Below are 17,987 nucleotides of genomic sequence, written 5' to 3' on the forward strand. Positions count from 1 at the left end.
CGTCTGGCCGCACATAATCAATGCGGTCAGCCAGCACGATGAACAGCCGAAATTCTGCGGATAGAGGAACACCCTGGACCTTTGTCCGGCCGGCCGTGCCCGACCGCTCCTGGAGCGGCTGGCGCGGCTTTGCATCGACGCGCGGGCCGGTTTACGGCGCCGCGCTCATCATCGCGCTGCTCTGCCTGCTGCCAATAGGCTTCATTGTGACGATCGCCCTGCAGGCAGGGTGGGACGCGGCAAGCGCGCTGTTGCTGCGCCCGCGTGTCGGCCATCTGCTGCTGAACACGTTGCTGCTTGAGCTGTGCACCCTGCCGGCAGCTCTCACCCTGGCGCTCGCTTTCGCCTGGTTGACCGAGCGCACCACCCTCCCCGCGGCCCGGCTGTTGTCATGGCTTGCCATCGCCCCCTTGGCGGTGCCGGCTTTTGTTCACAGCTACGGGTGGATAACACTCGTCCCCTCCATGAACGGGCTGCCGGCTGCCGTCCTTGTGTCGGTTCTGGCCTATACACCCTTTGTCTATCTCCCCGTCACTGCCCAGCTGCGACGGCTCGATCCTGCCCTTGAAGACGCGGCAGCCTCGCTAGGCCTTGATCCGCTCGCTATATTCTGTCGCGTCATCCTGCCCCAGCTTCGCCTCGGGCTTTGCGCCGGCGGCATGCTTGTTGCCTTGCATCTCCTCGCCGAATACGGGCTTTTCGCGCTCATTCGTTTCGAAACGCTGACGACGGCCATCATGGATCAGTTCCAATCGGCCCACAGTGCCCCCCTTGCCAATCTTCTGGGCGGGGTCTTGGTGCTCGGCTGCCTCGCCCTGATGGCCATCGAATCCCTCATTCGCGGCGCCGGGCGCTACGCCCGCCTCGGCCCGGGCGCGGCGCGGCGCGCACCTCGTCGTGATCTGGGTCCCCTGACCGTGCCAGCGCTCGTCTTTTTCCTGTCATGGGCAGTCCTGAGCCTTGCCGTGCCCGGGGGTACCATCCTGCGCTGGCTGGCGGCTGGCGGCTGGAGCGTGTGGACGCCCTCCCTCGCGCTCGCCTTCACGCAAACCATCCTCCTGTCACTTGCCGGGGCCCTCCTCACCACCGCCGCCGCCGCGCCCATCGCCTGGCTGTCCGTACGCGCCCCGGGACGGCTGCAGCGCCTGCTCGAAACCTGTCATTCCTATGTCGGTTCTCTGCCCGGCGTCGTCGTCGGCCTGGCGCTCGTGACGGTGACGGTCAGCGTTGCCCTGCCGCTCTACCAGACGATGTTAACGCTGTTGCTCGCCTACATGCTGCTGTTCCTGCCGCGCGCGCTTGCCGGATTGCGCCCGAGCCTGGCGCAGGCCCCGATCGAGCTGGAGCGCGCGGCGATGGCGCTCGGGCGGACGCATTGGCAGGCATTCTTTGTCATCACCCTGCGCATCGCCGCACCGGGCGCGGCAGCAAGCCTCGCTCTCGTCGGGCTTGGAGCGTCGACCGAACTGACAGCAACCCTGATGCTCGCGCCCAATGGCGTCAACACGCTGGCGACCGGCTTCTGGTCGCTCACCAATGAGATCGATTATGCAGCCGCCGCGCCCTACGCGGCAATGATGATACTGGCCTCTCTGCCGCTCACCATCATCCTGCGCAACCAGTCGATGCGGGTATCGGGCCGATGAGCGATCTGCGCATTCGCGGTGCGGTCAAGCGTTATGGCCCGGTCGTCGCCGTGGGTGGCGTCGACCTTGATGTCCGTGCCGGTAGTCGGACGGCAATCGTCGGCACATCAGGCTCAGGAAAAACCACCTTGTTGCGGCTGATCGCCGGATTTGAAGCGCCTGATGAAGGTGAAATCCATTTCGGCGAGGCATGTCTCTCGCAAGGATCGCGCTTCGTGCCGGCCTATAAACGTGAAATCGGCATCGTGGCGCAGGATGGCGCCCTCTTTCCCCATCTCGATGTCGCAGCCAATATCCGCTTCGGCCTCGGCAGGCGGGCGGATGGAGATATCCATGTCCAGCGCCTGCTCGCGGCGGTCGAATTGAGCCCGACGATTGCAACCAGACGCCCAGATGAGCTTTCGGGCGGACAGCAGCAACGGGTAGCCCTTGCCCGGGCGCTGGCCCGCCAGCCGAAGCTCATGCTGCTTGATGAGCCGTTTTCCGCCCTTGATTCAGGATTGCGCCAGAGCGTGCGCGACAGCCTCTGTCATACGCTCGACAGCGCCGGCATCGCCAGCATCCTCGTCACCCACGACCAGGTCGAGGCGCTTTCCTTCGCCGACCAGGTTGCCGTCATGCGCGGCGGCATCTTTGCCCAGACCGGCACACCGCTTGATCTTTACCTGCGCCCGGGCAGCGTTGAGACGGCACTTTTTCTCGGCAAGGCCATCCTGCTGACGGCGACAGCCGGGCCGGGCTATGTCGACTGCGTGCTCGGGCGCATTCCAGCCTCAACCCGCGGCAAAACCGGCGCCGTCGACATCATGTTGCGGCCCGAGCAGGTGCTGGTCCACACCCGACCGACCTCGCCGGTTGGCCGCGATACCCGCTCGATTGCGGCTAGCGTCACCAATGTGCGCTTCGAGGGGCCGGACTGCACGGTTGGCGTTGCAATCGCCGATGCCGCCATGGAACTGACGCTGAAGCTCCCCAGCTTCGGCGCCCCGGAGGTGGGGCGGGTGTTGCACCTGGTGGTGGGCGGGGAAGCGCACGTCTTTTGAGGGAACCAGAGACGATTGATGGGCAAATAGATGTCAAGCGCCGCCGAATTCAACTCGCCAGCTTGTCCTTGACTGCCTGCGCCAGCGCTTTCAGCTCGAACGGTTTGGGCAGGAAGGTGACTGCGTCATCCTTGAATTCGCGCTCAAACGCGCCGTCAGCAAAGCCGGACATGAAAATGATCTTCACATCCGGCCAGTCCCGGCGCAGCTCATGAACCATGCTGGGACCATCCATGACCGGCATTTTGACGTCAGTCAGCACCAGATGGACGTCCGCGCCGCGTGTGCGCATGACATCAAGTGCGGCCGCGCCATCTCCCGCCTGCAGGATGGAATAGCCGCGTTTGCCCAGCGCATGCGCCACATGCTTGCGCACATCTTCCTCGTCTTCGACGACGAGAATGGTGCCATTGCCCGTGAGATCGGGAACCTTTTTCTCGCGGGTCTCTGCTTTGGGCGACAATTCCTTCTCGCTCGGCACATAACGCGGCAGAAAGATATGAAACGTGGTGCCCTTGCCTGGCGCAGACGTCACGAAGACATAGCCGTCCATCTGCTTGATAATGCCGTAAACGGTCGACAGCCCGAGGCCCGTCCCCTTGCCCATTTCCTTGGTCGTGAAGAAAGGCTCGAAGATACGGTCGACAATTTCCTGTGGAATACCGCCGCCTGTATCGCCGAATTCGATGAGCACATAATCTCGCATCGACATCGCCGGAAAACCGTAGGACTCAACCTGTGCGGCTTCCACGTTCAGGGCTCTGATCGTCAGCCGGCCGCCGCCTGGCATGGCGTCACGCGCGTTGACTGACAAGTTCATGACGATCTGGTCGAATTGCTGGCGATCCGCCTTGACGAACCAAAGACCGCGCGCGGTGTTGACATCAAGCGATACCTGCTCGCCAAGCGAGCGCCCCAGCAAAGCGCGCGCATCGGGAAGCGTCTGGCGCAGATCAAGGATTTTCAGCTGACGATCCTGCTGACGTGCGAAGGCCAGGAGCTGGCTGACAAGCGCCGCCGCGCGGTTGGCATTCTGCTTGATCTTGATGATGTTCTGGAAGGCGGGATCGCTGGGCACCAGATGCTCGTTCAGCACCTCTTCGCAGCTGAGAATGATGACAGTAAGCAGATTATTGAAATCATGGGCGATCGAGGCAGCGAGATTGCCGATCGCATTCATCTTCTCGCTTTGGGCGAATTGCGCCTGCAGCTTCCGCTGCTCAGTCGTTTCAACGCCAAAAATGAGTGCCGTTTCTCCATCCTTGTCCACTTCATCGACAGCCGCCATGTAAAAACGCACCCAGCGCTCATCACGCGTTGCCAATTTGAGGTCGACGGGGGGGATGATCCCCTGGCCGGCCTTGGCAAGCCCCAGGGCGTTGTCAAATCCCGGTCGGTCGGCGTCCCCCACAGCCTCGACAAGGCGGCTTCCTTTGCTCGCGCGGTTGTCAAGCAAGCGACCGAACGCCGCGTTGAAACGAACCACCCGCCCTTGCGCGTCAATTGAGGCGATCGCCATCGGCGCCGTATTGAAAAAGCGGGCGAAGCGTATTTCAGCCAGACGAAGCCCCTCGTCGATATCACCGACCGAGCCGGCGCTGCGATCAACGACCAGCGTGCGTGATGCGCCGGGCGTACCATCAGCTGAATAGGACACGTGATGATAGACCCGCGACGGGCGGCTGCGCCCGTCACGCCCGATAAAATCGATATCAAGAATTTCGCTGCGCACTTCCCCCGGACGCGCGGCCGGCGCGATCATCATGCTCGCCTGCGGGTCGGACACAATGTCAGATACCCGCAACGTTCCAGCTGCCGCCTCGCCAAGATCAATCCCCAGCTGATTGGCGAGTGTCGCATTGATATAGCCGATCGTGCCATCACCCTCGATTGACAGGAAACCAGCCGGGGCGTGATCGAGATAATCGATGGCCTGCTGCAATTCCTCGACGATATTCTCCTGCTTCTCCCTTTGTCGGGTGACATCGGAAATCGTCCACAGCGTGAGGCGTTTGCGTGCGCCGTCGGCAAAGGGTTGGGCATTGATCCTGAGCCATGTCGGCGCCGTTTTGCTGCCGCCGCGGCTGGTGACCCTCACCTCCTCGACAGCGCTGCGCCCCTGCTTGACCGCCATGTTGAGGCGATAGACGGCCTCCGCCATCAACGGTTCACCACCAAACGCCAGATGAATGGGGCGCGCGTCGCGCTCATTATCGGCGTCCGTCATTGCCAGATAGGCCTTGTTCGGCAAAACAATCCGGCCCGTACTGTCAGTCAAAAGGACACCGTCGGGCATGTTGGTGAGCAGCGACGTCGCCAGATCGCCGCGCCGCGATCGCAGCCGCAAATCAACAAGCCCGATGCCGACCACCACCAGCGCCATCAGCCCGGCAACGGCAAACGCCGCCATCAACGCCCATACGAACGTACCAGCCGTCTCGCCCTGGAAGAAAACGAAGGCAGGCGCCGATATCAGCACCACGCAACCAATCACAGCCGCGATCCACAACGGCGTCGAACGATCGCCAGCATCGCTTATGGGTGCAGGTGCCATCACATGGGCATCAATATCAGTCATCGGCCAACCTGGGCAAGAATCAACGCGCTAATTCCGCTACAATGCGGTGCGTTCGCGCCAAATTCAATCGTCAGACCATCGCGCCCAAGTGCTCATCGCGCCCATGCGCCGCCCAACAGCGAAGCGGCGATCCGCCCCGCCGTCAGCGCGCTGCCAGCGCGTCCATCGTCTCCTGCAGCGAATGCTGCGTGATCGGCACCACGAGCAGCGCGTCTATGCCGCTCTTGCTGCACGCATCGATCGAGTGACGGGAACTGTCCATCGAGAGAGCAACGATCGGCACTTCACCCTTGCGGCTATCCAGTTGGCGGATGGCCAGGGCAGAACTCAGCCCACAACAACCGGCATCACATATATCGACGAACACCATGGCGTAGTCACGATCCGCCATAGCCTGCAACGCACTCGCCTGCCCCGACACACAGTCGATCTGGCAATCAAGCGCACTCAACAGATTGCAGAACTGACTGTTGAGCGCCGAGCCGACATCAGCGACCAGGACGTGACGCCGGCCCGATCCCAACATACTGGCCGGGCCAAGATCGCCATGCACCAGCAAACCGGCAGGCTCGAACATCGCCTCGCCAAGGCCAAGACCGGCGAAGGAAACATGCGTGCGCATATTGTCCGGCATCGATGACAGGCTCGTGCGCCTCTGGGCCATCAATTCCAACTCGCTCAGAAGGCTCGCGGCGACATCATGAAGAGTGTCGATATCTGCAGCCCGCCATATCCGCGGCGTCTCCTCGATCGCGCACAAAGCACCGACCGTGACCCCGGATTCAAGCGTCAGCGGCACGCCAAGATAGGCAGCGATCGTTCCCTCGCGAACGACAGGGAGATCACGGCTCAACGGATGCGCGCACGCATCGTGGATCATCACCGGCTGAACGCTCTCGACCACATGGCGGCAGATACCCTCCGCAACCGGCGTACGTCGCAGCTCATCGGTGACAACCAGACCCGACGCGCTGATGATGGTCTGAAAATGTCCGTCGATCAGGCTGACGAAAACACCGCTGGCGGAAAGTGCACGCTGGGCAACACGCGTCAGGCGATCAACACATAATGACGACGACCCGACAAGATCGATAAGGGAGCGAACCTCATCGGAGCGCGAGGACATCAGCCATTTATGTCCGCCAGCGGCCGGGGCTTCATCGTTGATCGTCACGTGCGCATACCCTGCCTCGCCAATCATTGTTCCCCTCAAAAACCGTCCCCGAATCACCGCTTCATCGAAGCTAACATCAGCTGATTCGGCACTCAAACACCGATTCGGCTCCGTTCGTTTTTGGCGGGTGCACCACTGACTTTGGCGGCGCCGGCCTTATTGCTGCCAGCGCCGCGGCGCGTTTTTCAACGACATGACAAAGCCGATGACCTGCGCCACCGCCTTGTACTGCTCGACCGGGATTTCCTCGTCGATGTCGATTGAAGCGTGGAGAACGCGGGCCAGTGGCGGATTTTCAACAACCGCCACGCCTGCCGCCTTCGCCACCTCCCTGATTTTGAGGGCAAGCGAATCAACGCCTTTGGCGATGCAGATCGGCGCCTGCATTCCTTGCTCGTATTTCAAAGCGACCGCAAAATGGGTCGGGTTGGTGATCACGACGGTCGCCTTCGGCACCTCGGCGATCATGCGCCGGCGCGCCCGCTGTCGACCGATCTGGCGTACCCTTTGCTTGAATTCAGGCGACCCTTCCTGCTGCTTGACCTCGTCGCGCAATTCCTTGCGCGTCATGCGCAGGCGCTTGCGCCATTTGAAGTATTGATAAACGTAATCGCCGATAGCGATGAGGAAGAGGATCGACAACACGCTGGAGAGCATCGATATCGTCAGATCGCTCGAAGCCGTGAGATAGTCGATGGCGTTCGAGCCGATCAGCGTCTCCAGACGGTCGCGCTGCGGCCACAGCGCAAAGCCGATTGCCACCCCCACGACGATCAGCTTCACGAGTCCCTTGAAGAAATTGACGACGCTGTCGACCGAAAACAGCCGCTTGGCGCCGGAGAACGGGTCGATTTTGGAAAATTTCGGAGTGATCGGATCATACGACCAGACAAAGGAATGCTGCAGGAGATTGGCACCGATTCCGATAACAAAAAGCGCTATCAGCGGCAGCGCGATGGCCCCTGAAACTCCCAGCAGAAGATCACCGAAGAACTTGTGCAAATGCTGTGGATCAGTGGGGATAGCATGGGCATTCGCCAGGATCGGCGACAAGCGCTGCGTTAAAGACGTCAGCATGCCGGGAAAGGTAGCGCTGATCAGAAGGGTCGCGCCAAACAGCCCCAGGAACACCGGGATTTCCTGGCTTTTGGCTACATCGCCACGCTTTCGCGCGTCATCGAGCTTTTTTTGCGATGGTTCTTCTGTCTTTTCACTGTCATCGTCGTCATCAGCCATGGCTTACCTTTCGAGGAAGTAGCGGTAGGCTTCTTGGACATGCATCGAATACCAGCTGAGCATCGTCGCCATCGTTGCCATCAGCAGAAGAAAGCCGGCGACGATTTGCGCCGGCAGGAGCAGGAACAGAATCTGCAATTGCGGCACCAGCCGTGACAGCACGCCAAGCGCCACCTGAAAAACCAGCCCCGAAACAATAAAAGGTGCCGACAACTGGATCGCCAGCTTGAAGCTGCCGACAAACACCGTGAGCGCCGCCTTGACGAAGTCGTCGCGAGGCAGATGAAGGGTCGGCTGGAACACTTTGTAGCTGTCGTGGATCGCCCCCAGCGCCAGATGGTGGAGATCGGTGGCAAAAACAAAGGCGGTGGCAACAAGCGTCATGAAATTTGCCAGCAACGCACTCTGCCCGCCTTGCGAGGGGTCGAGCTGGGTGATGAATGACAGGCCGATCTGCTGGGCAATGATGGTGCCGGCAGCTGACATCGCCATGGAAATGAAGCGCAGGACAAGGCCGATGAAAAGACCCACCAGGATTTCGTGAATGAGAACCGCCAGCAGGGATTGCAGATTGGCCGGTGTCGGCCCGAGCAGGGGCTGGACGATCGGCAGCATGATCAGGGTGACTGCCAGTGCCAGCGCCAGCCGCAGCCGGGCCGGAAAGAACTGCTCCCCATAGCCCGGCAGCAGCATCAGCATCGAGCCGATACGGGCGAAGGCGAGCATGAAGGCCGCAGCCAATGCCGGCAGCAGCTCAAGCGCCAGCGTCACCGCTCAGCCTGCGATGATCTTCTGGGCCAGGCGGTTCATAAATCCGCCCATCGCTGAACTCATGAATGGCAGGGCGATCAGCAGGGTGAGAAAGATGGCCAGCGTCTTTGGCACAAAGGAAAGCGTTTGCTCCTGGATCTGCGTGAGGGCTTGCAGCAGTCCAATCGCCAGTCCGACGATCAGCGCAATGGCCATCGGTGGAGCGGAGACGATCACCAGCGTCTGCAGGCAGTCGCGGGCGATGTCGAGCACTTCCGGTCCGGTCATGGTGTCCTCTCTGCTGCGTATCACCGCCTAGATCGGCATGCGCAGGATTTCCTCATAGGCATTGATGACGCGATCACGCACGGAAACCAGAGTCTCTAACGCCACCTCTGATTCGGCAACTGCCGTCACCACATTAACCAGATCGGCCTTGCCATTGGCAAATGCGCGCGACTGCGTCTCGGCCTGATGCGCCTGCTGGGCCACCGCGCCGATACTGTCGCGCACCAGGCTGGCGAAATCACCGCCCGCCGGCTTGTTGCCAATACCGATCGGGCTTGAACCAGAAACGCCGTCATTGAGGCGTGCGAGCGCCTGATAGGCACTTGCTGCTGCGCCAGGAGTTGTAACCATATCGATGTCCCCCCTTCAGGATGACGGCCTCAGCCGCGCAGGATTTCCAGCGTGCGCTGGATCATGCGCCGCGTGTTGGTGATGACGTTGAGGTTGGCCTCGTAGGAGCGCTGCGCCTCGCGCAGATCGACCGTTTCGATGGCCGTGTTGACGTTGGGATATTTGACGTAGCCGCGCGCATCCGCCGCCGGATGCCCCGGTTGGAATCGCTCGGAGAAATCGGTTTTGTCGGTTTCGACCCGGCCAAGAGCCACCAGCTTGCCTCCGCTTTCACGATCAAGCGCGGATTGGAAGGTGGTGATGCGGCGGCGATAGGGATCGCTGTCGGGAGTGGTCGCGGTCGAATCGGCGTTGGCGATGTTTTCGGCAATAACGCGCATGCGACCAGCCTGGGCTTTGAGGCCGGAGGCGGCGGCAGCAATTGAACGGGACAGATCCATCTAATCCTCCTTCAGCCTTATCGGCGGCCAATGGCAGTCCGCAGGAGGCCGATACCCTTTTGATACAGGGTCGCGGCTGCCTGATAGTCGGCCTGGTTTTGACCAAGTTTCAGCATTTCATCTTCGAGCACGACGGCGTTTCCGCTTGGCCGCGTCTCGAAAACGGAGGCTTTGGTCGCTTCTCCCCCCGAGACGCCGGGTCCAAAACTCGCCAGATGCTGGCCGTTTGTTCGTTGCGGTGCCAGCGCTTGCGGCACTTCGAAGGTCAGCGTCTTGAGATCACGCGCCTTGAACCGGGGCGTATCGGAATTGGCAACGTTCTCCGCCAGGATGTTCTGGCGCTCATTATGCCAGTGCATCTTGGTCTTGAGCATCGACAGCAGCGACGTTTCATTGACGGCCATCCTGTCCTCCTCGCAACGAGCCACGTCCAACCCGGCAAATTTTGCCGGGTGTATGGTTAATTTTTCGTTACCAAGAACGGAAATCAGGCCGAGCCGTTAACCAATCGACGGTTTTCTGTTAAAGAATCGCTTTGAACGTTGCGATGCGTGGACTGCTTGTGCCGTGCTGGCACAGTGCGCTACGTCGGCATCGTCGCAACAAGACATGGTCCTCATTTTGCAGGACGCCACTAGGAAGAGGAATGCCGTGCGGGAATTATGGGGTCAGTTGCCGTTTCTCGTGCAGGTGCTGCTGGCGCTTGCGTTTGTGCTTGCGCTGGTAGCGGTGATTTTCTTCCTGATACGCCGCTTCAGCGATGCGGCGGCCACCAAGGCGAACGGGCGGGCGCGCCAGCCGCGATTAGGCGTGATCGATGTCGCCAACATCGACGGGCGCCGTCGTCTGGTGATCATACGCCGCGATGCGGTCGAGCATCTTCTGATGATCGGCGGCCCGAACGACGTGGTGATCGAATCCAATATCATCCGGGCGCAGAACCCCGCACAATTGCGCGAGGGGCGCAGCGCCCAGCTGGGTCCGGTCGATGAGGCCGACAGTGCGCCAGCCCCCGCGCTCACTCCGGCCCTGCGCGATCTGCCGGCTGCGCCGCAGGCAAAGCCGGCTCCCCGCATCGACACCAGGCTGCCCGAGCCCAAGCGTGCAACCGTGGCGACGCCCGAACCCGCCCGCGCCGCGCCAATCGCTGTGAGGCCACCCGCGCCGCGCACGCCACCAATCGCCAGTTTGCCGAGCACTCCACCAGCGCGCCCCGATAAAACGCCAGCAGTGGCAGCGCCGGGCTCAGGAGCCATGATGGCATCGCCACGAATTGAGCCACCAACGGCACCCCCGCTGACGGCGCCAGCGATGAGCCCTGCCATCATCGCCCCGGCGCCTGTTGCGCATGCCGCTGCGACACCGCCGGCCATCCAGCCCGCTCCAGCGCCCCCGGAGGCAGCGCCAAAGCCACCGGCACCCGCTGGAGAACCAGCCGACCTTGAGGCGGAAATGGCCTCCATCCTCGGCCATCTTTCGGCGCCACCGAGGACATGAACCGCCGGTTCCAGCGTCCAGCGTTTCGTTATCTCGTTTGCCCAGCCCTTGCAGCTTTCACCCTCGCCTCGCCGGCGCTGGCACAGAATGTCACGCTGACCTTCGCCGACACCGGCATTACCGAGCGGGCGCTGCAGCTTGTCGCACTGCTGACTGTTTTGTCGCTGGCGCCATCGATTTTGCTGATGACGACCAGCTTCACGCGGATCGTTGTTGTCCTGTCATTGCTGCGCACCGCCATCGGCGCCGGCACCGCGCCACCCAATGCCGTGATGATCGCACTTGCCCTCTTTCTCAGCCTCTTTGTCATGGGTCCCACCCTGACCCAGGCCTATGACGCGGGCATCCGCCCATTCCTTGCCAATGAAATCACTGCCGATGTCGCGTTCGAGCGTGGATCGCGCCCGATTCATGAGTTCATGATGCGCAACACACGCGAGAAAGACCTCAGGCTTTTTCTGGAATTGTCGCGCGAGCCGACGCCGCAGACCCCGCAGGATGTGTCGCTGCGCGTCCTCGCTCCGTCCTTCATGATTTCGGAATTGCGCCGCGCCTTCGAAATCGGTTTCCTGCTGTTCCTGCCGTTCATGGTCATCGACCTTGTTGTGGCATCCGTATTGACCGCGCTTGGTATGACATTGCTGCCGCCGGCCTCGATCTCGCTCCCGTTCAAGCTCATCTTTTTCGTGCTGGTCGATGGCTGGAATCTGATTGCCGGCAGCCTCGTGCAGAGCTTCGGCACCGGCACCTAGCAGGGTGGGTCGTGAGGGAGCGCTAACGCTTATCCACGCGGCGGCTCTGGCGTTGCGTCGGCGCGCGGTTCGGCTGCACCTTCTCGCCCACCCGGGCGGTAGCGGTCGCGATATTCCTTGAGGAAGTTCTCCAGCGTATTCACCGATGCGACGTTGCGCGCGATCTGCCGGAACTCGGTGCCCTGGCTCTCGATGCGGCCAGTCAGGACGTTGAACGTCACCGCATCCGACGTCCCCGCCATCAGCTTGCTGTAGCGCTGGCGCAAGCGGTCAATCGATGCCTGATCGCCCGCCAGCGCCTGGGCAACCGCTGCCCGCAAGACTTCGGCGCGCTGCAATTCACTGAGCGCTTCGCCAGCCGTCCACGCATTGCCGAGCGCGTCCTCGATGGCCGCTCCCGCTTCGCCATATTCCTTGCTCTCCCACAGGAGATCAGCCTTCAGCCGTTTGAATTCGCTGACGTCCTCACCACTCAGCAACTCAACCGCAAGCTTGCCACGCCCGACTGCCGCAAGCGCCCGCGCCTCGATCAGATTGCGCTGGCGCTCAAGATCATTCGACAATTGCGCCTGACGTGTGCGCCGCAATACAGCCAGGGCCTTTTCTGGCTCGCGATTCAAAAGATGGATGAAGGCAAGCTGGCCCGCAACCTCGGCCCGCGCCGCGCCAACCAGTCGCTTGTCCACCTGGTGGGTCAGAAGATCGATCGACTGATCGAGAAGATCGACATCGACCAGCCGCCCCGCCAGCTTGCGGATCATTTCATCCCCGCGTCGCCCCGATGGAACAAGGTCCTGAAAATCATAAAACAGGGCCAGGCGCTCGACGGCTGACACTTGCGCCGCTTTCTCGTCGAGAAAAAGGGCAGCGAACGCCTCCTTGGCCTCATCCTGAATGGCTTGCGTGATCGCGTGCGCCGGTGCTGCGCTGGACGCTCCGCGCATGATCGTGAACGCATCGCGATAATCACCGCGTTCTATCGCAAAGCGCGCCAGCAATTGCCGCGCTTTGAGCTCAATCGCATCCCCTCGCCACGAAAAATTGACGCGCACAAGGTTTTCGACCGCCTGCGTTCGTGGCATGCGATCAATCTTGCTGGCAAGTTCCGTGTAGCGCAGCGTCGCCTCGGCCTCGGTCCGGGTTGCCCCCTGCCGGGCCGCCTCCTGGTACTCGCCGAGCGCCTGATCGACCCGCCCCAGCATTTCGCTATAGCGCCCGCGCAGCAGCGCCAGATGGGCCCCGCTGGCGGCTGACTTATCAAGCCCGGCGATCTCGTCGAGCAGAACTTCAAATCCACTGATATCCCCAAGCTCGATCTGTGCCTCCGCCAGCGCCAGCAGGGCGCGCTTCTGCAGCGGGCGTGGGTACTGGTCGAGCACCGGATGCGCCGTGCGGATGAAGCGCCTGGTCTTGCCCCGATCACTGTTTTCAGCCGCCGCCAGGCCGCGCCACAAGGCGACATCGGGATTGTCGTCGAACTCGGGCTCGTTGAGGTCGCGCTCGGCAATATCGAAGCGTCTTGCCAGCACAGCGCTGACGCCCCGCAGGATGCGGAAGCTTTTGTCACGCTCGATCAACGCATCGTCAGCCGCCGCATAGCCGAGCAAAGAGAGTGCTTCGGGCGCCAGCATGTGGGCAAGATAGAAGCGCGCCAGATCGAGCCGCGCCGATGTGCGCTCCGCCCCCTCGCTGGATGCCGCGCGCCCGATCAATTGTTGTCGCAGGGCAGAAAAGCGGTCGACAGGGCCAAGCTTCCAGCCGGCGAAATCGACAAAGCCCTGACGCAGCTCGGGAACGTTGCTCGCCCCGTTTGCATAGGCGCGCGTACTGGCGAGCGATGATAGCGCCAGCCCCGCTGCACGCTCGACGATGATGGCTTCGGCCTCCACCCGCACGGTCAGATCATCAACATTCTCCTTGATCGCCACGCCATGGACAGTGCGAAGAATATCGGCGTCGACGAAATGCTGCGTTTTGGCGATTTCAGCCGCCGGGCCTGGCAGGGGAACAATGGTGATGATGTCGCCTACCACAGGGTCAGCCAAACGCAGGAAGGCGCGCGCATGTTTTGCCTCGACATGGAGGGCTGCGCGCCCATCAGCCGTATAGCGTGGCTTGACGTCTAGTCCGACAGCGCTGTGCGGCGGCGCATCGCCAACAAAAATACGCCACGCCGTCCCGTCCGCTTGTGCCGACACCAGGTTCGCATCGTCGATGCGCAACCGAATGATCTGCCGCCCCTCCCGCTCCTCGACGTCGACCCCGCGGATGACACGGCGCGCACTGGCGATCGCCGGTTCGACATCAAGGGCCAGCGTCGTGTCAAACACCAGCCACAGGGTCGAGCCGCGGAAAAAGGCCGCGGCCGCGACGGGCTTGGGAAAAACAAACTCGATCCTGGCCAGCCCGTTTTGATACTCCGACGTGATCACAACGCCGCTGCCTTCTGTCTTGACCTGAGGCTCGGCGGGAAGCTGCAAGGTAACCGGCTCGCCCTTCGGCGACGGCGCGCCATCGGCACGCAGGCCATCTGCAGGCAGCGCGGCTGGGCCAACCGGGGTTCCAACACCGACACTTGCCGCCGTCTCCGTCGGCACCGCAGCAGGCGGGCGCCGAGGCGCTTCCAACGGACGCGGCCTGGGTGTCGAAACAGATGAGCGGGGTGACGGGGCGCCGGCCTTCGCCTTCGCCGGCTCAGGGCGGGCGGCCACAGCAGCATCGACATTGTCGCCAGCACGACTTGCCGCCGATAGCGCTTGGGCGGATGGGGTTTCAGCCGGCGCCGGACTGGCAGGAGCCGTATCAGGCGCGGCGGCGAGGGCAGGAGCAGCGCGCACCGCCTCCACCCTCGGCTCCTCGGCAAGCACGCCTTGCAGCCGCGTGACCGCCGCCCCGCCAGCCGCTGGCGTTGCGATACCCGCCAGTTGATCAGGGAGGGCGGATTTCTCCGGTCCGATGACGTCGAGGACGAAGGTGTTACCTTCGATGAAACTGCGAACATCGCGTTTTGCATCTATCGTGAGCTTCACCAGGCTGCGATTATCAGCTTCCGACGTTTGGATATCATCGATAAAGCGCGGCAGGCGGGCCCTGACCTTGCCTTCCTCAAAAATACCGATGGCATCAAACGCCAGTTCCGTCTCGTTATCGTTTCGCTTGATGACGGCGGCCGGTTTCACGGGCCATACAAATTCCAGCCGGCTGAAGGTTGGCGCTTCGCTCTCATTGATTGTCACCGGCCCTTTTATTGCCTGCCGGTGATCGCGCTCCGCTGCCTCGCGCTTGAGGCGCTCGGCCTCTTCCGCCTGACGGGCCAATTCTGCCAGCACTTCGGGCGGCAGCGCCGGCAGCGCGCCCTTCCACGGTTCAGGCAGCAGATCAAGGAAGAGCTGCTCTCCCGCCTCTGACGTATTGATGCGGAATTTCCGGTTCAACGCCAGGCGGATAGCCTTTTTGTCTGAATCAGTACGGAAGGACGGTATGATGGTCGGAAGCTTTTGGCCAAGCGCGCTCAACGGCACATCGACGGGGCGATCAAAGCGCAGCACCAGCACACCGGAATTGGATGTCACCGTATGGCGCGGCCGATTGGTGAACGTGAACACCAGCCGCGCAAAGCCGTTGTCGATGCGCACGTCAAGCGAGCCCGTTTCGACCGGCGCCGGCTGGGCGGCAACCGGCGGGCCGGTAAACAGCGCGCAGGCAAAGGCCACCACGGCAGCGCGCGTCGCGCACCGCAGCAGGCGACCAATGCTCATGCTTGCCGCACCCATACCAATCCATCTCCGCGCAGGTCGACGAGACGCACCAGATCAGCCTAAGCGGCAGGCGTTAACGCCCTGTTTATCCTGTCAAAACAAATGCACCCGCAGGACAGGAGGATCCGCCTGCCAATGCCGTGGCCGCTACAGATCAAAGATGCCCGAAGGTCGCCTCAGCCGCCGGTTCGCCGGCTTTCAACGCGCGGCAATTCCTGCACGGCTTGCGGCGCACCCGCATCGCCGCTCGGCGAAGACGATGACGCGCTTGGTCCTGAACCACGACGCGCCAGCGCGACGGTGAGCCGCTGGGCTGATTCTGCCGTCATCTCCGCCAGAATCTCCGATGTCTTGCGCGCATTCATGCGCGAGACCAGCTCAAGCGTGACATCAAGATCAAGCTTGTCCAGAATACGCGCCGCGTCCTTGGGTTTCATGCTTTCATACATCGTCACCAGGCTCTTGTATTGGCCGCTCTTTTCGTCCTGACGGGCGCTAACCGCGCTATCGATGCGTTGCTCGATGCGCTTGAGTTCCTCAACCCGTTCATCGAGCTTCTTTTCTGATGCTTTGAGCAATGCTTCCCTTTGGTCGAGTTCTTTCACGCGTTCCTCAAGCTGGCGGCGCCGATCGCCCAGGCGATCATTGATCGCTCCTTCCGAGCTGCGCTGCGGCAGGGGCGGCTCGCTTTGCTCCGTTGGTGGCGCGGCGGCGGGTGGCGGTGCGGCGGGCGGTGGCGCGCCTTTTCCACCTGCAGCCAGCGCCGCCGGCGGTCCGGCAGAAATGATCGTCTGTGAGGTCAAGGCGCCGATGATTTTAAGCAGCAAGAGCGCAGCAACCGCAAACAGCACGATCGGCAGCAACCTCACCTGCGAAATCGTGCCCATGAGCGATTATCCGCGCGACTGGCCGGAGAAGGCCGGCCGCGGCGCAACATGGCGTCCTGGCGCCTGATCGCCTGATGTCGCAGCCAGGCTCGACGGGCGCTGCAGCGGGGTTACCGGGCGCTGCGCCTGCCGCCTGCCTTCATCAACAAGGCGGGTGAGCTCGTTTGACAGCCTGTCGGCTTCCTCCAGCTGGCTGCTCATCGAGCGCTCCGCCTCATGGACTGTTCCCTTAAGCGCGGCGACCGCGCGCTCGGCCACTTTGGTGGCCCCGATCAGCTCCCCGACCAGCGATTTGAGCGCGCCTTCGTCCTGGCGCAGCCGCTTCAGGCGCTCATTCAGCAAAGCGCAATAACCAATCGTGATGGCGAGCAAAATTCCCACCATGATCTCGATAATCTGACCAAGCGGCAGCCCCAGCATCAGCCTTCCCTCCCGCGACCATTCTCGGTCTCAAACGCTTGCAGCGTCATGCGCGGACTGCGGAATGGTTTGGCAATGCGCACCGCCACGCTGTCCTCGACACGACCGATAAACGCCTCTGTGAGGACCGTTTCACCGATTTTGAGCATCACGCTGTCCTCTGGATTTTTGTCCAGCATCAGCGTGTCGCCGATCTTGAGGTCCATCAGCCGGCGCAGCGACAGGTCACTCTCGTAGAGAACGGCATCAAGCGTGATCGACGAGGACCAGATTTCGGTCGCCAGATGCCCTTCCCAGATGGCGTCGCGACCGAATTTCTCACCCATGAAATTCTGCAGCAGCAGATCGCGGATGGGCTCGATCGTCGCATAGGGCAGGACGATTTCAACCGAACCGCCGCGATCTTCCATGTCGATGCGCATATGCACGACGATCGCCGCATTCGCGGGGCGCGAGATGGCAGCAAATCGCGGATTGGTCTCAAGGCGCTCAAGCGTGAAATGAACGGGCGATACCGGGCGGAACGCCTGCTCGGCATCGGCCATGACCACTTCGATCAGACGCCGCACCAGGCTGGTTTCAATTGTCGTGTAGGGCCGCCCCTCGACGCGGATCGGCTGCGTGCCACGCCGCCCGCCAAGCAGGACATCGATGATCGAATAGATGAGACTTGATTCAACCGTGACAAGGCCGAAATTATCCCATTCCTCAGCCTTGAATACGGACAGGATAGCGGGCAGCGGAATGGAATTGATGTAGTCGCCAAAGCGCACCGATTTCAGCCCGTCAAACGACACTTCGACGTTGTCGGATGTGAAATTGCGCAGCGACGTCGTCATCAACCGCACCAGGCGGTCAAAGACGATTTCAAGCATCGGCAGACGCTCATAGGACACGAATGCCGAGTTGATGATGGCGCGAACGCCAGAGCTGTCGCCAAGTTTGTTTTCGTCGAGATTGAAGCCGAGCAGACTGTCGATTTCATCCTGGCTGAGAACGCGCTCGGCACCTGAATTGCGCTCGCCAGTCTCCTTGTCCTCGGTCTCATCGACCATCGCCGCCCATTGCGCGGCGATGTCCTCCTGATTGCCATTTCCAGCTTCCTCGAGCGCAGCCCCCCATTCGGCACCGAGAGCTGCATCATCAAGCGCCAGATCATCGTCCGGA

The 17,987-nt window shown here is 61.9% G+C and carries 16 protein-coding genes; 4 read left to right on the top strand and 12 right to left on the bottom strand.

All coding sequences use genetic code 11. From position 1 onward, the window contains the following. Window positions 1-95: 95 nt before the first annotated feature. A complete protein-coding gene (locus ACINK1_RS11960; protein WP_376802678.1) occupies window positions 96-1,646 on the top strand; it encodes an iron ABC transporter permease in 1,551 nt (516 codons plus the stop codon). Continuing rightward, window positions 1,643-2,689 (top strand): ABC transporter ATP-binding protein, encoded by a 1,047-nt coding sequence (locus ACINK1_RS11965; protein ID WP_376802677.1) that lies wholly within the window; start codon window positions 1,643-1,645, stop codon window positions 2,687-2,689. Before ACINK1_RS11960 ends, ACINK1_RS11965 begins: the two co-directional genes overlap by 4 nt. Window positions 2,690-2,738: 49 nt before the next feature. Here ACINK1_RS11965 and ACINK1_RS11970 read toward each other — a convergent pair whose 3' ends face one another. The 8 genes from ACINK1_RS11970 to ACINK1_RS12005 form a co-directional block, all read right to left on the bottom strand. Continuing rightward, the gene (locus ACINK1_RS11970) at window positions 2,739-5,267 is read right to left on the bottom strand and encodes a PAS domain-containing sensor histidine kinase (RefSeq protein ID WP_376802676.1); all 2,529 of its coding nucleotides are present in this window, start codon (window positions 5,265-5,267) and stop codon (window positions 2,739-2,741) included. A gap of 142 nt (window positions 5,268-5,409) precedes the next feature. After that, window positions 5,410-6,441 carry a GAF domain-containing protein gene (locus ACINK1_RS11975; protein ID WP_376802675.1) on the bottom strand — a complete coding sequence of 344 codons (1,032 nt, stop codon included), beginning with the start codon at window positions 6,439-6,441 and terminating at the stop codon, window positions 5,410-5,412. 156 nt (window positions 6,442-6,597) lie between these two features. Beyond that, a complete protein-coding gene (flhB, locus tag ACINK1_RS11980; RefSeq protein ID WP_376802674.1) occupies window positions 6,598-7,677 on the bottom strand; it encodes a flagellar biosynthesis protein FlhB in 1,080 nt (359 codons plus the stop codon). A 3-nt stretch (window positions 7,678-7,680) separates the two neighbouring features. Beyond that, on the bottom strand, window positions 7,681-8,448 hold the full coding sequence (fliR, locus tag ACINK1_RS11985; RefSeq protein WP_376802673.1) for a flagellar biosynthetic protein FliR: 768 nt from the start codon (window positions 8,446-8,448) through the stop codon (window positions 7,681-7,683). 3 nt (window positions 8,449-8,451) lie between these two features. Next, the gene (gene fliQ, locus ACINK1_RS11990; protein ID WP_376802672.1) at window positions 8,452-8,715 is read right to left on the bottom strand and encodes a flagellar biosynthesis protein FliQ; all 264 of its coding nucleotides are present in this window, start codon (window positions 8,713-8,715) and stop codon (window positions 8,452-8,454) included. Window positions 8,716-8,742: 27 nt separating this feature from the next. Continuing rightward, window positions 8,743-9,066 (bottom strand): flagellar hook-basal body complex protein FliE, encoded by a 324-nt coding sequence (locus tag ACINK1_RS11995; RefSeq protein WP_376802671.1) that lies wholly within the window; start codon window positions 9,064-9,066, stop codon window positions 8,743-8,745. Between the two features lie 29 nt (window positions 9,067-9,095). Further along, window positions 9,096-9,506, bottom strand: a complete 411-nt coding sequence (flgC, locus tag ACINK1_RS12000) for a flagellar basal body rod protein FlgC (RefSeq protein WP_376802670.1) — start codon at window positions 9,504-9,506, stop codon at window positions 9,096-9,098. Window positions 9,507-9,523: 17 nt separating this feature from the next. Then, complete coding sequence (locus tag ACINK1_RS12005) at window positions 9,524-9,910, bottom strand: flagellar basal body protein (RefSeq protein ID WP_376802669.1); 387 nt, start codon at window positions 9,908-9,910, stop codon at window positions 9,524-9,526. Between the two features lie 247 nt (window positions 9,911-10,157). Between ACINK1_RS12005 and ACINK1_RS12010 the strand changes: the two genes are divergently transcribed. Further along, complete coding sequence (locus ACINK1_RS12010; protein WP_376802668.1) at window positions 10,158-11,003, top strand: hypothetical protein; 846 nt, start codon at window positions 10,158-10,160, stop codon at window positions 11,001-11,003. After that, a complete protein-coding gene (fliP, locus tag ACINK1_RS12015) occupies window positions 11,000-11,755 on the top strand; it encodes a flagellar type III secretion system pore protein FliP (protein ID WP_376802667.1) in 756 nt (251 codons plus the stop codon). The genes ACINK1_RS12010 and fliP overlap by 4 nt, the downstream gene beginning before the upstream one ends. A gap of 29 nt (window positions 11,756-11,784) precedes the next feature. Here the strand turns inward: fliP and ACINK1_RS12020 are convergent, their stop codons facing one another. The 4 genes from ACINK1_RS12020 to fliM all read right to left on the bottom strand — a co-directional run bounded on the left by ACINK1_RS12020 (window position 11,785) and on the right by fliM (window position 17,974). Next, window positions 11,785-15,513 carry a hypothetical protein gene (locus ACINK1_RS12020; RefSeq protein WP_376802666.1) on the bottom strand — a complete coding sequence of 1,243 codons (3,729 nt, stop codon included), beginning with the start codon at window positions 15,511-15,513 and terminating at the stop codon, window positions 11,785-11,787. Between the two features lie 176 nt (window positions 15,514-15,689). Then, window positions 15,690-16,400 (bottom strand): MotE family protein, encoded by a 711-nt coding sequence (locus ACINK1_RS12025; protein WP_376802665.1) that lies wholly within the window; start codon window positions 16,398-16,400, stop codon window positions 15,690-15,692. Window positions 16,401-16,406: 6 nt separating this feature from the next. Beyond that, the gene (locus tag ACINK1_RS12030; protein WP_376802664.1) at window positions 16,407-16,820 is read right to left on the bottom strand and encodes a DUF6468 domain-containing protein; all 414 of its coding nucleotides are present in this window, start codon (window positions 16,818-16,820) and stop codon (window positions 16,407-16,409) included. Then, window positions 16,820-17,974 (bottom strand): flagellar motor switch protein FliM, encoded by a 1,155-nt coding sequence (gene fliM, locus ACINK1_RS12035; RefSeq protein ID WP_395760139.1) that lies wholly within the window; start codon window positions 17,972-17,974, stop codon window positions 16,820-16,822. Before fliM ends, ACINK1_RS12030 begins: the two co-directional genes overlap by 1 nt. Window positions 17,975-17,987: the final 13 nt, after the last annotated feature.

The organism is Raskinella chloraquaticus (SeqCode), from assembly GCF_021731865.1.
Classification (GTDB): domain Bacteria; phylum Pseudomonadota; class Alphaproteobacteria; order Rhizobiales; family UBA4765; genus Raskinella; species Raskinella chloraquaticus.

Bases quoted from the DNA above. Each gene is read 5' to 3' on its own strand.
- ACINK1_RS11965 (WP_376802677.1), top strand. From the start codon at position 1,643: ATGAGCGATCTGCGCATTCGCGGTGCGGTCAAGCGTTATGGCCCGGTC.
- ACINK1_RS11970 (WP_376802676.1), bottom strand. From the start codon at position 5,267: ATGACTGATATTGATGCCCATGTGATGGCACCTGCACCCATAAGCGAT.
- flhB (WP_376802674.1), bottom strand. From the start codon at position 7,677: ATGGCTGATGACGACGATGACAGTGAAAAGACAGAAGAACCATCGCAA.
- fliQ (WP_376802672.1), bottom strand. From the start codon at position 8,715: ATGACCGGACCGGAAGTGCTCGACATCGCCCGCGACTGCCTGCAGACG.
- ACINK1_RS11995 (WP_376802671.1), bottom strand. From the start codon at position 9,066: ATGGTTACAACTCCTGGCGCAGCAGCAAGTGCCTATCAGGCGCTCGCA.
- flgC (WP_376802670.1), bottom strand. From the start codon at position 9,506: ATGGATCTGTCCCGTTCAATTGCTGCCGCCGCCTCCGGCCTCAAAGCC.
- ACINK1_RS12005 (WP_376802669.1), bottom strand. From the start codon at position 9,910: ATGGCCGTCAATGAAACGTCGCTGCTGTCGATGCTCAAGACCAAGATG.
- fliP (WP_376802667.1), top strand. From the start codon at position 11,000: ATGAACCGCCGGTTCCAGCGTCCAGCGTTTCGTTATCTCGTTTGCCCA.
- ACINK1_RS12020 (WP_376802666.1), bottom strand. From the start codon at position 15,513: ATGAGCATTGGTCGCCTGCTGCGGTGCGCGACGCGCGCTGCCGTGGTG.
- ACINK1_RS12025 (WP_376802665.1), bottom strand. From the start codon at position 16,400: ATGGGCACGATTTCGCAGGTGAGGTTGCTGCCGATCGTGCTGTTTGCG.
- ACINK1_RS12030 (WP_376802664.1), bottom strand. From the start codon at position 16,820: ATGCTGGGGCTGCCGCTTGGTCAGATTATCGAGATCATGGTGGGAATT.